We start from the raw sequence: 13,853 nt of genomic DNA on the forward strand, positions 1-13,853 counted from the left end.
AGCACTCTCTCCGGAGCGGCATCGGTACTCGCACCTCTAACGGGTCTCGGAAGCAGGTCGGGAAGAGGCCCCGGAACGAGGTCTCAGAAATCGATCGGGAAACGGCGGGGACGGGTCCCCGTCGCACGGGCGTAGGCGTTGGCCACCGCTCCGGCCGCCGCGGGGACACCGAGTTCGCCGGCCCCTCCGGGCTCCCCTCCGGAGGGCATGATGTGCGCCTCGAAACGCAGCGGGGCGTTCCGCTGACGGGCCCAGCGGAAGTCGGCGAAGCTGCCCTCGCGGACGGCGCCCGCGTCGAGGTGCAGGCCGGCCGTGAGCACGGTGGAGATGCCGTCGACCGCGGTGCCCATGAGCTGGGCCTCCAGTCCGCGCGGGTTGACGGCCGTTCCGACGTCGGCGGCCATCACGACCTTGGTGACCCGCGGGTTCTTCGGGTCGCGGGCGTCGATCTCGACGAGACAGGCCACGCAGGAGCCGTACTCCTCGTGCACGGCCATGCCCTGAGCCTGTCCGGCCGGCATGCTCCGGCCCCAGTGTCCGGCTTCCGCCGCCCGGTCGAGCACGGCCCTGACCGCCTTGCCGCGCAGCGTCGTACGCCGGAAGGCGACCGGGTCCTGTCCGAGGCTCCGCGCGATGTCGTCGACGACGATCTCCTCCGCGGTCCGCATGGTCCCGGAGTCCACCGACCGCCAGGCGCCCAGCGGCATGGCCAGCCCCACCGATCCCGAATCCCCGGAGACACGGCCGAAGTTGTAGAGACCGCTGTCGCTGGGCAGCGGACCGCCGGCCCGCGCGCCCGTGGTGGTGACACCGCCCTGCGCGGTGGCGCCCGGCTTCTCGTACGACTCGCTCACCGACGCCGTCATGTGCGTGAACTCCACCACCCGGCCGCCCGCGTGGCTGGCCCGGATGCGGTGGTGACTGGCCGGGCGCATCCGGCCGTGCCGCATGTCGTCTGCGCGGCTCCACATCAGCTTCACCGGACGGCGGGCCGCCTTGGACACGAGGGCGGCCTCGACGGCCGCGTCGTAGGTGAGCCGCCGCCCGAACGACCCTCCGCCGCGCAGGACATGGACCCGGACCTTCGACGCGGGCAGCCCGGTCACCGAGGCGATCGTGTCACGCGCGTCCATCGGCGTCTGGGAGGAGAACCAGATCTCGGCGCTGTGCTCCCGTACGTCCGCGACCGCGGTCAGCACCTCCATCGGGGCGTGCCCGACGAAGGCGAACTCGAACTCGCCGCCCACCTGCCGGGTGCCGAGCAGCGGGGTGCCGAGCGGCGGGACGGCAGCCCGCAGCCGGGCCCGTACGGCCGCGTCGGACAGTGCGGCGAGCGGGCCCGGCGACCAGGTGATCCGCAGGGCGTCCCGGGCCTCGAAGGCGTGGTGGAAGGTGTCCGCCACGACGGCGACACCGCCCTCGATCCTGACGACCGCGTGGACGCCGGGCAGCGCGCGGGCCGCCCGGTCGTCGAGCGAACGGACCTTCCCGCCGAGCGTCGGCGGCCGGGCCACCACGGTCGGCTTCGCCCCGGCCACCGTCAGGTCGCCGGTGTACTTCGCCCTGCCGGTCACGATGTCCCGCGCGTCGATCCGGGACGTCGGCCGCCCGATCACCCGGTGCCGGGAGGCCGGCTTGGGGTCGGTGGACACGGCGGGCCGGTGGATCCGGGCGGCGGCCGCGGTCAGCGATCCGAAGGTGGCCGTGCGGCCGTCGGGCGCCACGACCATGGTGTCCCGCGTGCGCAGCGCCTTCGGGGGCACGTGCCAGCGCCGGGACGCGGCGGTCACCAGCTTGGCGCGCGCGGTGGCGGCCAGCGCGCGGGCGGGCCCGTACAGCGAACCGACGGAGTTCGAGCCGCCGGTGAACTGGTTGCCGCTGCTCCGGGCCTCGGCGAGCGGGATCTCGACGTCGGCGAGCCGGGCGTCCAGTTCCTCGGCGATCATCATGGCGACCGCGGTGGTGATGCCCTGGCCGACCTCGACCCGTGGCAGCCGGACGACGACCTTGTTGGCCGCGGTGACCTCCAGGACCAGCATCTCGTCGTCGGTGCCGGTCACCAGCACGTCGGAAGGTCCCGCGGTGGGCTCGGCGCCCTCCGCCGGGGAGGTGTCGCAGCCGAGCGGCGCGGCGACGGTCAGGGTGGACGCGGCCAGGGTGTGGACGATGAACCTGCGGCGGGACAGCTGACGGGCCAACAGAGGCTCCTCTCCGAGCCGTCCGGGGCGTACGACTGGTAGGAGGGGCGGATCGGCCGTGCGGTTCCCGCCGAACGTATGCGGCGTCCATTGCGTCCCCGTACCACCGGACGGCGGACGGGGAGGATCACATGAACAGGCGGAGCAGGATCAGGGCGACCGGCGGCGTCGTGGCGGCAAGTGCCGTGGCGCTCGTGGCGGTTCAGGGGTCGAGCGGCGGCGCGGGAGGCAAGGAGACGCCCGTCGCGGAGCGCACGACCGTGTGCGTCGGCACCCGGGCGACGCACAGTCTGCCCGGCAGGGAATCCTCCCTGCTCAGGGTGACGATCTACATCGACAAGCAGGGCGCGTCCCGCTACAGGAGCGTCTTCACCAGCGTGTCGGTCGACGAGCGCAGGAACACCGTGACCGTGTACCGCGTCCCGTCCAAGGCGTTCGACGCGGACATCTGCGGTCACGCGGAGAAGGGGGTGGAGGTGCGGATCCACGACTCGGACGTCACCCGGCGGCAGCTCATCGCCATGGTCGACCGGGTCGGCGACGACATGGACCGCTGGGACGGCCGGTTCGCGCTGTACACGGTGGGCCTCGACGGCAGTGGCCACGTGGTCTTCGGCGTCGACGACCGGGCGACGGCCGAGCCGATACTCAAGAAGGCCTTCGGGAAGTTCTGGGCGAGGCACATCCTGGTCCGGCACACGGGACAGCCGACGCTCGACTGACGAGGGCGACGGTCCGGGCGGGGCCCTTCGCCCTGCCCGGGACGGCCGGCGCCCTCCGGGCGTCCGGCTTGCAGGTGCGAGGACCGGCTGCCTATCGTCGCGCGTATGCAGTCCTACACCATCGGCCAGGCCGCCCGGCTCCTCGGCGTGAGCCCCGACACCGCCCGTCGCTGGGCGGACGCCGGGCGGGTGGCCACCCACCGGGACGAGGGCGGACGGCGCCTCATCGAGGGCCGTGACCTCGCCGCGTTCTCGGTGGAACTGGCCGGAGCCGGTGGCGAGGAGGGCGTCACGTCCTACACGTCCGTCCGCAACGCCTTCCCCGGCATCGTCACCGCCGTCAAGCTCGGCGATGTCGCGGCCCAGGTGGAGATCCAGGCGGGACCCCACCGGCTGGTCTCCCTGCTGACCCGGGAGGCCGTCGAGGAACTGGGCCTGGAGGTCGGCGTGGAGGCCACGGCCAGGGTCAAGTCGACCAACGTGCACATCGACCGCGCCTGACCGACCGTCAGCCGCCGATCGTCGACCGCCGGTTGCCGGTTGCCGGTCGCCGGTCGCCGGTCGTCAGCCGGGGGCACCAGGATCAGCCGGGGACACCGGCCGGCCAGGACGGATAACGGCCGTCCACCCGGATGCCGTTGATACCGCTGATGTGCCGGGCCCCGCACCGATCCTGCGGCAGGACCAGCTGCGGTCCCGCCCGGTCCAGCGGGGTGCCGTCGATGCCGACCGCGAGCAGCACCGGAGCGTCCGCGAAGTCGGGGTCGATCTCGGCCCAGGTGAGCAGTGCGTGGTGGCCGTCCGCGCCCGCCACCGCGATGAGGAAGCGCAGCCGGTCCTTGCGGCGGGACGGATCGAAGCGGGGACCGGCGTCCCGCAGCACGTCGTGCAGCAGCGGGCCCTCGAATCCGTGGTGCCGCACCCCGCTGGTGGCGCACTCGAAGGCGACCCGCACCCGGTGCTGGGGCCAGGCCAACAGGTCGGGGACGGTCAGCAGCGCGGGCCGGGCGAGGTCACCGGTCAGAGCGAGTTCCGCGAGCGGGGGAGCCGGCGGCGTCGGCTGTGTCAGGGACTGACTCACTGGACAGCACCTCCCGGTGGACGCTACCCCGCGGGCGGCCCGCAGCAAACGCACATGCGTACATCCGAAGCCATTGGGCACAGCTCATGCGATGCGACAGGAGACTTACGCCTCGCATATGCGGAAGTATGATCAGGCCATGGCAGAACGTGAGCTCAGGACCTGGGATCACGACGGAGGCTTCAGCGAGCCTCAGAGTCTTCGAGGGAGTAGATCCGTGACGACCCGATCCACGCGCCGGACCCGCCGCACCGCCCGGACCCTGCGGGTGGCCGGCGTCGGCGCCGCCGCGCTGCTGGCCCTGAGCGCCTGCTCCTCCTCCGACACGTCCGACTCGCCGGACAAGGCGAAGGGCTCGGCCTCGTCGTCCTCCTCGCCGAAGCTCTCCGGCACGGTGACCGTGTTCGCCGCGGCCTCCCTGAAGGAGAGCTTCACGGCCCTCGGCGAGCAGTTCGAGAAGGCCCACCCGGGCACCGAGGTCACCTTCAGCTTCGGCGGCAGCGACAGCCTCGCCGCGAGCATCACGGGCGGCGCCCCGGCGGACGTCTTCGCCGCGGCCAGCCCGAAGACGATGGCCATCGTGACCGACAAGGGCGACACGGCGACCACCCCCGCCACCTTCGTGCGCAACCAGCTGGAGATCGCCACCCTCCCCGGCAACCCGGACAAGATCTCCTCCCTGAAGGACCTCACCAAGTCCGGCCTCAAGGTCGTCCTGTGCGACAAGACCGTGCCGTGCGGCGCCGCCGCGCAGAAGGCGCTGGAGGCGAGCGGCCTGAAGCTCACCCCCGTCTCCTACGAGCAGGACGTCAAGAGCGCGCTGACCAAGGTGGAGCTGAAGGAGGCCGACGCGGCGGTCGTGTACAAGACCGACGTGAAGGCCGCGGGTGACAAGGTGGAGGGCGTGGAGTTCCCCGAGTCCGCCGAGGCCGTCAACGACTACCCGATCACCCTGCTCAAGGACGCGCACAACGCGGCGGCCGGCAAGGCGTTCATCGACCTGGTGCGGTCCGCGGAGGGCCAGAAGGTGCTGACGGCGGCCGGCTTCCTCCAGCCCACGTCCTGACTCCCCGGCCGTCCCCGGCCGACCGTGTCCCGGCGCCCGCCGCACGGCACCTCTCCCGTGCGGCGCGCCCCTTGAAACGGACGCGCCGCACCCCGTCTCCTGAAGCCGTGAGTGATCCCGTGACCCCGTCCGACCCGTCCGGCGCCCCGGCCGACACCCTCGCCGGTGGGCCGCGGCGCGGGCGCGGCCGGACACCGGGCCGGATGCGGGGCGGGGCGCCGCTTCCCCTGCTGCTGCCCGCCCTCGTCGGGCTCGCGTTCCTGCTCCTCCCGCTGGTCGCGCTTCTCGTACGGGCGCCCTGGCGCAGCATGCCGGAACAGCTGTCCAAGCCCGAGGTGTGGCAGGCCCTCCAGCTGTCCCTGTTCTCGGCCACGGCGGCCACCGCGGTGAGCCTGGTGCTCGGGGTGCCGCTCGCCTGGCTGCTGGCGCGCACGGAGTTCCCCGGCCGCGGACTCGTCCGGGCCCTGGTCACCCTGCCCCTCGTGCTGCCTCCGGTGGTCGGCGGTGTCGCGCTGCTGCTGGCCCTCGGCCGCAACGGCGTCGTCGGGAAACTGCTCGACTCCTGGTTCGGGATCACGCTGCCGTTCACGACGGCCGGGGTGGTCGTGGCCGAGGCCTTCGTGGCGATGCCCTTCCTGGTGATCAGCGTGGAAGGCACCCTGCGGGCGGCCGACCCTCGGTACGAGGAGGCCGCCATGACCCTGGGCGCCTCCCGCTTCACCGCGTTCCGCCGGGTCACCCTGCCCCTCATCGCGCCGGGCATCGCCGCCGGCTCGGTGCTGGCCTGGGCCCGCGCCCTCGGCGAGTTCGGCGCGACGATCACCTTCGCGGGCAATTTCCCGGGCCGTACCCAGACCATGCCGCTGGCCGTCTATCTGGCCCTGCAGAGCGACCCCGACGCCGCGATCGCCCTGAGTCTGGTCCTGCTCCTGGTGTCGATCGCGGTTCTCGCCGGACTGCGCGACCGCTGGATGACGGCTGCCTCATGACGGACACGAGGACGAACCCGATGACGTACACGGGTACGAGAACGACACCCGGCGCCCCGCGACCGTACGAGGGTGAGGTGATCGCGTCATGACCGAGGCGAACCCGAAAGCGGCGGCCGCGCGGTCCGGCAAGGGCCTCGACGCCCGTCTCGTCGTCCGGCGCGGCTCGTTCCACCTCGACATCGAACTGTCCGCCGCCCCCGGTGACGTCGTCGCGCTGCTCGGTCCGAACGGCGCGGGCAAGACGACCGCGCTGCGCGCGCTGGCCGGGCTCACCCCGCTGTCCGAGGGCGGCCGGCTGTGGCTGGACGGCGCCCGTCTGGACCGTACGCCGCCGGAGTCCCGCCCGGTCGGCGTGGTCTTCCAGGACTACCTGCTCTTCCCGCATCTGTCCGCGCTCGACAACGTCGCCTTCGGACCGCGCTGCCAGGGCGTGCCCAAGGCGGAGGCCCGGACCCAGGCCGCCGCGTGGCTGGAGCGCATGGGCCTCGCCGGCTTCGCCGGAACCAAGCCGCGCCTGCTCTCCGGCGGACAGGCCCAGCGCGTCGCCGTAGCCCGCGCCCTCGCCACCCGCCCCCGGCTGCTGCTGCTCGACGAACCGCTCGCCGCGCTCGACGCCCGTACGCGACTCGATGTGCGGGCTCAACTCCGCCACCATCTGGCCGACTTCGAGGCCGTCGCCGTCCTCGTGACGCACGATCCGCTGGACGCGATGGTGCTGGCCGACCGGCTCGTGGTCGTCGAGGACGGCCGGGTGGTCCAGGAGGGCGGGCCGTCGGACATCGCCCGCAGGCCGCGCACCGACTACATCGCCCGGCTGGTCGGGCTCAACCTCTACCGGGGCGAGGCCGAGGGACACACCGTACGGCTGGAGGCGGGCCCGGCGATCACCACGACCGAGCGGCTCGACGGGCCTGTGTTCGTGGCGTTCCCGCCGGGCGCCGTGACCCTCCACCGCGACCGCCCCACCAGCTCCAGCGCCCGCAACCTGTGGCAGTGCCGCGTCGCGGGACTGGAGACGCACGGCGACCAGATCCGTGTGGCCCTGTCCGGCGAACTCCCGCTCGCCGCCGACCTGACGACGGTCGCCGCGGCGGAACTCGGCCTGCATGCCGGCTCCGCCGTCTGGGCCACGGTGAAGGCGGCCCAGACGCACGCCTATCCGGCTTAGCGCCTCCGGCGGACCAAGCGTGTTCGGCGGACCGGGCCGGAGACGCGGGACAGGCCCCGGGTCGCCTACTTGCCCGCCGGGACCGCCGTCGCGCGGACCATCACGCAGTCGAACTCCACCACCCGGCCGGTCGCCTCCTCCCGTGACACCGGGTACATGCCGGTGATCTCGAAGCCGCGCTCCTCGTACACGGCGATGGCCTCGCCCATGCGGGGACTGCCCTCGTACAGCCGCAGGGTCGCGACCTCCGACTGCATTCCGACGAAGTCCTCCGCACGTTCCCCGGCGCCCGCGAACACCTCCAGGTCGTAGCCCTGGGTGTCCATCTTCAGATAGGGGCGGGGGTCCTCGATCCCGGCGAGGGCCGTGTCCATCATCCCGTCGAGACGCCGGACTTCGATGTCCTCGGTACGGGTCTTGGCGAAGCGCTTGTAGCGGTCCTTGCCGTAATCGCTGGGTGGAAGAAGGGAGTTCATGGTGTTCCAACCCACATGGATGGACTGGGTGGTGTCCTCGCGGCCGAGGCCGATCTGGTGCACCTGCCAGTCGGGGTCCCCCTCGGCCGCCTGCCGGAGCTTTCCGAAAGCCTCCGCCGTCGGCTCGAACGAGACGATGCGGCCGGCGTAGCCGAGGCGGCGCAACTGGCGTCCGTACTGGCCGGAGTTGGCGCCCACGTCGAAGACGCAGTTCACCTCGTACCTGTCCAGCAGCGCCGTGACGTGCTGCCCGCAGAGATAGGACGCGGCCGAGAGCTGGAACTTGCGTTCGTCGGCCGCCGTCTCCTTCTCGTCGAGCAGGAGACGGGCGCCGGTGCCACCGAGCGGCACCTGCTTCCAGGCCGCCGTCCGCCCCCGCAGCACCAGATCGGCGCCCTTGCCCAGGGCGACGCGTCTGCGCACTCCGCGCCGGTAGACCACCGCGGATCCCGATCCGAGATCCAGCACCTGCACCCCTACGCGGGGAAGCAGACCGAGCAGCTTTCTGTGAAGGGTCGCCATGGACCACACCCTGCCAGACATCCACGCGTGTCCACCGGGAGTTGGTTGAACCCCCTTTCGGACACGTGATAGAGGCAGGGGGTGACCTCTCCTGAGACCGGAATCCCGGACCTGGCCGCCGCCCTGGGCATGCGCCCCCACCCGGAGGGTGGCTGGTTCGTCGAGACCTGGACGGCGCCGCAGGCCTTCCTGCCCGACGGCTACCCCGGACCGCGCGCCGCCGCCTCCGCCATCTACTTCCTTCTCACGCCCGGTGACACCTCCGCCTGGCACACCGTCCGTTCGGACGAACTCTGGCTGTGGCACCGGGGCGGCCCCCTCGACGTGCTGCTCGGCGGCGACGGGACCAGCCCCCAGTCCACCCCGCAGGTCGTCCGGCTCGGTCCGCGTGTCGAGGCGGGGGAGCGCCCTCAGGCCCTCGTCCCCGGCGGCGTCTGGCAGTCCGCCCGGCCGGCCGGCGACGAGGAGGTTCTGGTCAGCTGCGTGGTGGCGCCCGGCTTCGACTACGACGACTTCCACCTGCTGGACTCCGGTCGCTGAAACGGCCGTTGAGCGCCCTCGGAACCTCCCGTGGCGGCTTTGTGACGCAGGTCGTTGGTTGCGGGCCGTCCGGGTGGGGCATCACCCGAGGGCAGGACCGGCCGCGCACCGTTTCGCGCGGGGTCCCGGTCGACGGGGACGGAGCCGTCGGCCGGGTGCTGGTTGTCCTGGAGGGGGAAGAGAGGTGTCAGTCATGCGTGCGCACCAGCGCACCGTCCGGCCGACCGCCCGCGTGGAGTACACACTGCCGCGTACGGCCGTCTCGGCGGGCAGGGCCCGCAAGCTGACGACGGCGTTTCTGACCCGGCCACGGCCACGGCTCGCGTCGCCGACCGCGGACCAGGTGGACGACGCCACACTGATCGCCTCGGAGCTCGTCGCCAACGCCGTGCGGCACGGCCGCAGCGGCTGCCGGCTGCGGCTTCAACTGGGGCACGGGCGGGTGACCGTCGAGGTGCACGACGACAGTCCCGGACGACCGCGGATCGGCGCGCTGGACACGGAATCGGAAAACGGCCGGGGCCTGGCCATGGTCCAGCAGCTCGCCCACAGCCTGGAGATCGTCAGTACGGGCTTCGGCGGCAAGACCGTACGCGCGGTCCTGGCCGTGCGGTAGCGGCGCGTGCCCGGTGATTCCTTCACGGTGATCAAACCGGCGATCCGGGTTTGACGCCGCCGAAAACGGGAACGGGCACCGAAAGTTCATCGCAATTTCCATGACCGCAAAAAAACGAACGGCCGGTGCCCGCACCCTGAGGTGCGGACGCCGGCCGTCCGGTGTCCCTGACTAGGCGGGGACGATGTTCTCCGCCTGCGGGCCCTTCTGGCCCTGCGTGACGTCGAAGGTAACCTTCTGGCCTTCCTGGAGCTCACGGAAGCCAGAGGTGGCGATGTTCGAGTAGTGAGCGAAGACGTCGGCGCCGCCGCCATCCTGCTCGATGAAGCCGAAGCCCTTTTCCGCGTTGAACCACTTCACGGTGCCAGTAGCCATGTCAAATCTCCTTGGGGCAAAGCTCGAAGGTCCACACTGTGTGGACCTGCGTCGCCGCAATGATTGCCCCAACCGGAATGCACCGGTAAAACCTTTGGGAACCACAACTGCAACTGAAATCGACAGTAGCACGTCGACCGTCCCGAAGCGGGCGCACTATCTCACTCCGGCGTGGGGAATATCAAAACCTCGCGGGCCCGTGCACCAAATTCTGTACCGGCCGGAGCAGATATCCGGGCCCCGTCGGGAAAACGCCGCCAGAGGGCCTCTGCCGTCCCGTTCACGCGCCCTGCGGTGTGGAGCCGCGCAGCTCCTCGTTGATCCGCAGAGCCTCGTCGAGGCTGTCCTCCAGCGTGACGATTCTGCAGGCGGCCTCGACGGGCGTGCCCTGGTCGACGAGGTCCCGGGCCCGGGCGGCGATCCTGAGCTGGTTGCGGGAGTACCGCCGGTGGCCGCCCTCGGAACGGAGCGGTGTGATCAGCCCGGCCTCCCCGACGGCCCGCAGGAACGCGGGGGTGGCGCCGATCAGCTCGGCCGCACGTCCCATCGTGTGGGCGGGGTAGTCGTCGTCTTCGAACCGGTGAGTGGGGCTCATGGTGCTTCCCTGGGGCGCGTGCATCACCTTCCACTCTGGCAGATCCCTGCCGGTGCCGGCCCGGGCACCCGGCACCTGCCCGGTGACATCCGCGCGCCGCACTCACCCGGACGGCCCGGTGCGCTGGTGGGGGACCGTGGCCGGTGGTGGCGTGGAAGGACACAGCCCGTCCTCGGGACCGTCCTCGGGAGGCCCTCGCATGATCCGTCCGCCCCGTCTCCTCGCCTCCGCCCTGACCGCGGGGATGCTGCTCTCGACGGCTGCCTGCTCGAGCGGCGGAGGTGACGGCGGCGGCTCCGGCCGTACGGACTCCCCCGCGTCCCCCGCCTCCACGGTCCCGGCCTCTCCCGTCGCCGAGGAGCCCGGCGCCGCGTCGGCCTCGCCCTCCCCTTCCGTGCGTACGCTCACGAAGGCCGAGGCGCAGGCGGCGCTGATCACCAACTCCGACCTGGGGTCGCAGTGGGACGAGTCGAAGGGCGTGGCGGCCTGGCACGACGCGCTGCTCAAGAGCAAGGTCGACGCGTCGGCCTTCGTCACCGACAAGGGCAACGCCAAGGAGTGCCAGAAGCTGCTGGACGGCCTGTACGCGGAGGACCTGCTGGGCAAGCCGCAGGGGGCCGGTGCCGTCACCGGCTTCGACGACAGCGACAACGACGCCCAGATGCGCTACGAGGTCGCCTCGTACGGGAAGAGCGCCCTGGACACGCAGCTGAAGTGGCTGAAGACGCTGCCGGACATCTGTGACGAGTTCACGGCGGTCAACGGCAAGGGCGACCGGCAGACGGTCCAGGTCGTCTCGACCCATCTGCCCGATGTGGGGGACGCCCGCCAGGGCTTCCGGATGACGATGAGCGGCGAGCTGGAGGGCGACCCCGAGACACTGACGCTCGACTTCGCGGCGGTGCGGGTCGGCGACAGCGCCCTGTCCCTCACCAACGGCGGCCTCTCGGGTACCGAACACCAGTCCACCGAGCAGGCGGTCGAAGCGGGCACGAACCGTCTGAAGGACGTACTGGCCGGAAAGTCGCCCGCCCCGACCCAGGGCTGAGACACGGCAGGCTCCCGGGCACACCACAGCCCGGGCAACCTGTTACGGGGTTGCCGCGGGCCGGAGGTGTTCAGAAGGTGCGCGTCAGAGCCGGTCCATCCGTGTGTAGGGGCTCAGGACGCGGACCTGGCGGGCGCCGAAGTCGACGAGCATCGCGATGCCCTCTTCGACGCCGACGATCGTGCCCAGGCCGTACTGGTCGTGGGAGACGCGGTCTCCGAGGCTGAACTCCTTGGCCACGGGGACGACGGGTGCAGCGAAGGGGCTGGTGGGCAGGTGGCGCCGGGGCGCGGAGGATTTACTCATCGTGATTCCAGTATGGGCCCTATTCCGGCGGGCGGTAGGGCTTGATGGTCTCGATCCCGCTCCGACTCGGCGTCCCCGCGGACTACGGGCCACGGCGGGCGGGCATCCCCTCGCACGTTCCCTGCCCGGCCGGTCGCGCGTTCCGTGAGGTCATCCGCCGGGGCGCCGGCTCCACGATCTTTCCGGTGCGCGGAGCCGTCCGCCGGGCGAGCCTGTCGCGGACCGGACAACCCGCGACGGCGCGTCCCGGGCCGGCCGGGCCCCGGCGCCGCGGGCCGTCGGCACAGCGGCGACGAAGGGGGCGCACGCCCGGCCGGCCCACCCCACGGACGACACGATTCCAGCAGGCCCGCGGGAGGCCGGCCGTCCTCCCGGATGTCGGACCGGCGGCCGGAGCCGGCCGGTACCGGGGGAAGCGGCGGGGCGCGGGAGCCGGCCGGGAAGGACCGGCTCCCGCGCCCGAGTGCTCAGCTCAGGTCCAGCCGGGAGTAGACCTCGCCCTCGGTGTCGCGGACGACGATGTGCTTGACGCCGAAGTCCTTGTCGGAGGCGGGCAGGTCGGTGCTGACGTACCAGACGCCCCAGCCGGGGTTGCCCGCGAGCTCCAGGAGCTTGGCGTGCAGGGTCCCTGCCGTGGTCCGCACCGTGACCCGCGAGGCGGTGCCCGTGCCGCCGTGGTACTCGCCGGAGAGCGTGGCGTGGCCCTCGGCGCTGACCTCGACGAATGCCGAGACACCGGGCGTGTGGAGGTCGATGTTGCCGTTGACCATGTTCGTGAACTGAGGGTCGGGGTTGTCGAGCGTGGTCCAGTGCTTGCCCTCCGGCGTCAGCCAGAACTCGGCGCCGCCGGGCTCCGTGACGTGCTCGTCGGGCGCGACGATCCGGGCCGTGGGCGCGGTCCTCGCCGGGAGGGCGGGAGCGGGAGCCGCGAGCACGGTGCCGCGCGCCGGCTTCGCGGGCGAGACGCCGTACGCGGCCGTGGGCGCCGTGACGAGCGCGACGGCGACCACGGCCGCCGCCGCGTACCTCTTCATACCTGCCATGAACGGACAACTCCTCGTGATGGGGACGATGTTCGGATGGTGCGGGGCGCCGCTCCCCCGTGCGGACCTACGGCGCCCACCGGCCGGACGACACCGGCCGGACGACACCGGCCGGAGATCTTCCGCGCGGGCGTCAGCCGAGCGCGCTCGTGGCCCGCCACTGGTCCCAGGTCAGGTTCCAGTCGCCGTAGCCGTTGCCGACGGCGACCGTGTCCCGGGAGCCGACGACCTTGACGACGTCGCCGGGGACGACCTCGTCGAAGAACTTCTTCGCGGGACCGCCGGTGGCGAGTCCGACACAGCCGTGCGTGACGTTCTGACGGCCGCCGTAGATGTTCGCCTTCGGGTTCTGGTGGAGGTAGGTGCCCGAGGTGGTGAGGTGGACGGCGTAGTAGTAGTAATCCGCGTACGCGTCGCCGTAGCCGACCGACCGCGAGTCCATGAAGACCCTGGACCCCTTGTCGGAGACGACCATCGTGCCGTTCCAGGTGTCCATGCCCGGCGCGCCCGCGGTGATCGGGACGCGGCGCGACGATCCGGCCGTTTCGAGCGTCATGAAGTGTGTACGGACATCCACTGTGGCGACGAAGGAGCGGCCCACCGTGAAATGCCTGGTGATTCCGGCCCCGGCCCGGACGGTGACCGCTGTGCCGGGCTTCCAGTACGTGCGGGGCCGGAAGTCGACGCGCTGTCCGTCGGCGAGGTTGAGGTCCTTGACCCACCCCCAGGAGCCCTCGGCCTCGGCGGTCACCTTCAACTGCCTTTCCACATCCGCTCGTTCGGCCACGGGTATCGGGTGGTCGAAGGTCACGGAGACGGGCATGCCGACCCCCACGGTCTGCCCGTCGGCGATGTTGATGTGCGCGCCCGTCAGGGACTTGAGCGGCGGGGCGGAGGGCTTCGGCCGTTCCTTGCCCGTGGCACCGGCGACCGGCTTACCGCCCTGTTCGACTCCCTTGCCCCCGCCGTCGGCCAGCGCCTGCGCCGAACATCCGGCGAGCGCGAGCACGCATACGGCCGCCGCGCTCCAGGCGCGGGCCATACGGCCCCGGCCGCCTCTCCGTCCCGTGGTCATGGTGATCCCCCTGTGGTGTGTTTCGATGTG

16 protein-coding genes are annotated in these 13,853 nt (G+C 71.9%); 8 read left to right on the plus strand and 8 right to left on the minus strand.

What is annotated here, in order from left to right; all coding sequences use genetic code 11:
- Positions 1–83: 83 nt before the first annotated feature.
- Positions 84–2,168, minus strand: coding sequence for a xanthine dehydrogenase family protein molybdopterin-binding subunit (locus tag OG780_RS20620; protein ID WP_328458268.1), 2,085 nt, complete (start codon positions 2,166–2,168; stop codon positions 84–86).
- A 161-nt stretch (positions 2,169–2,329) separates the two neighbouring features.
- Here OG780_RS20620 and OG780_RS20625 point away from each other — a divergent pair, with 161 nt between their 5' ends.
- Positions 2,330–2,920 carry a hypothetical protein gene (locus OG780_RS20625; RefSeq protein WP_328450290.1) on the plus strand — a complete coding sequence of 197 codons (591 nt, stop codon included), beginning with the start codon at positions 2,330–2,332 and terminating at the stop codon, positions 2,918–2,920.
- Between the two features lie 105 nt (positions 2,921–3,025).
- Positions 3,026–3,421, plus strand: a complete 396-nt coding sequence (locus tag OG780_RS20630) for a TOBE domain-containing protein (RefSeq protein WP_326786635.1) — start codon at positions 3,026–3,028, stop codon at positions 3,419–3,421.
- 82 nt (positions 3,422–3,503) lie between these two features.
- Here the strand turns inward: OG780_RS20630 and OG780_RS20635 are convergent, their stop codons facing one another.
- The gene (locus OG780_RS20635; RefSeq protein WP_328450292.1) at positions 3,504–4,001 is read right to left on the minus strand and encodes a molybdopterin-dependent oxidoreductase; all 498 of its coding nucleotides are present in this window, start codon (positions 3,999–4,001) and stop codon (positions 3,504–3,506) included.
- 217 nt (positions 4,002–4,218) lie between these two features.
- Between OG780_RS20635 and modA the strand changes: the two genes are divergently transcribed.
- The 3 genes from modA to OG780_RS20650 all read left to right on the plus strand — a co-directional run bounded on the left by modA (position 4,219) and on the right by OG780_RS20650 (position 7,227).
- The gene (gene modA / locus OG780_RS20640; RefSeq protein WP_328450294.1) at positions 4,219–5,067 is read left to right on the plus strand and encodes a molybdate ABC transporter substrate-binding protein; all 849 of its coding nucleotides are present in this window, start codon (positions 4,219–4,221) and stop codon (positions 5,065–5,067) included.
- Positions 5,068–5,186: 119 nt separating this feature from the next.
- Positions 5,187–6,056 (plus strand): molybdate ABC transporter permease subunit, encoded by an 870-nt coding sequence (gene modB / locus OG780_RS20645; RefSeq protein WP_443062322.1) that lies wholly within the window; start codon positions 5,187–5,189, stop codon positions 6,054–6,056.
- An 88-nt stretch (positions 6,057–6,144) separates the two neighbouring features.
- A complete protein-coding gene (locus tag OG780_RS20650; protein WP_328450298.1) occupies positions 6,145–7,227 on the plus strand; it encodes an ABC transporter ATP-binding protein in 1,083 nt (360 codons plus the stop codon).
- A gap of 65 nt (positions 7,228–7,292) precedes the next feature.
- Here the strand turns inward: OG780_RS20650 and OG780_RS20655 are convergent, their stop codons facing one another.
- The gene (locus OG780_RS20655) at positions 7,293–8,225 is read right to left on the minus strand and encodes an FkbM family methyltransferase (protein ID WP_328450299.1); all 933 of its coding nucleotides are present in this window, start codon (positions 8,223–8,225) and stop codon (positions 7,293–7,295) included.
- 81 nt (positions 8,226–8,306) lie between these two features.
- Between OG780_RS20655 and OG780_RS20660 the strand changes: the two genes are divergently transcribed.
- Positions 8,307–8,765 carry a cupin domain-containing protein gene (locus tag OG780_RS20660; protein ID WP_328450301.1) on the plus strand — a complete coding sequence of 153 codons (459 nt, stop codon included), beginning with the start codon at positions 8,307–8,309 and terminating at the stop codon, positions 8,763–8,765.
- Positions 8,766–8,958: 193 nt separating this feature from the next.
- The gene (locus OG780_RS20665) at positions 8,959–9,381 is read left to right on the plus strand and encodes an ATP-binding protein (RefSeq protein WP_326786642.1); all 423 of its coding nucleotides are present in this window, start codon (positions 8,959–8,961) and stop codon (positions 9,379–9,381) included.
- Between the two features lie 171 nt (positions 9,382–9,552).
- Here OG780_RS20665 and OG780_RS20670 read toward each other — a convergent pair whose 3' ends face one another.
- Both OG780_RS20670 and OG780_RS20675 read right to left on the minus strand, forming a co-directional pair.
- Entirely contained in the window at positions 9,553–9,756 is a 204-nt protein-coding gene (locus tag OG780_RS20670; protein WP_020871138.1) for a cold-shock protein, read from the minus strand.
- A 280-nt stretch (positions 9,757–10,036) separates the two neighbouring features.
- Positions 10,037–10,351 carry a helix-turn-helix domain-containing protein gene (locus OG780_RS20675; protein WP_328450303.1) on the minus strand — a complete coding sequence of 105 codons (315 nt, stop codon included), beginning with the start codon at positions 10,349–10,351 and terminating at the stop codon, positions 10,037–10,039.
- 199 nt (positions 10,352–10,550) lie between these two features.
- Here OG780_RS20675 and OG780_RS20680 point away from each other — a divergent pair, with 199 nt between their 5' ends.
- Positions 10,551–11,399, plus strand: a complete 849-nt coding sequence (locus OG780_RS20680) for a hypothetical protein (RefSeq protein WP_328450305.1) — start codon at positions 10,551–10,553, stop codon at positions 11,397–11,399.
- Between the two features lie 84 nt (positions 11,400–11,483).
- Here OG780_RS20680 and OG780_RS20685 read toward each other — a convergent pair whose 3' ends face one another.
- From OG780_RS20685 to OG780_RS20695, 3 genes are all read right to left on the minus strand, one after another.
- Positions 11,484–11,705, minus strand: a complete 222-nt coding sequence (locus OG780_RS20685) for a hypothetical protein (protein ID WP_037614735.1) — start codon at positions 11,703–11,705, stop codon at positions 11,484–11,486.
- 467 nt (positions 11,706–12,172) lie between these two features.
- Positions 12,173–12,748 (minus strand): hypothetical protein, encoded by a 576-nt coding sequence (locus tag OG780_RS20690; protein WP_328450309.1) that lies wholly within the window; start codon positions 12,746–12,748, stop codon positions 12,173–12,175.
- Positions 12,749–12,881: 133 nt separating this feature from the next.
- Positions 12,882–13,823, minus strand: coding sequence for a L,D-transpeptidase (locus OG780_RS20695; protein WP_328450311.1), 942 nt, complete (start codon positions 13,821–13,823; stop codon positions 12,882–12,884).
- Between the last annotated feature and the right edge of the window lie 30 nt (positions 13,824–13,853).

The organism is Streptomyces sp. NBC_00386, assembly GCF_036063235.1.
GTDB lineage: Bacteria > Actinomycetota > Actinomycetes > Streptomycetales > Streptomycetaceae > Streptomyces.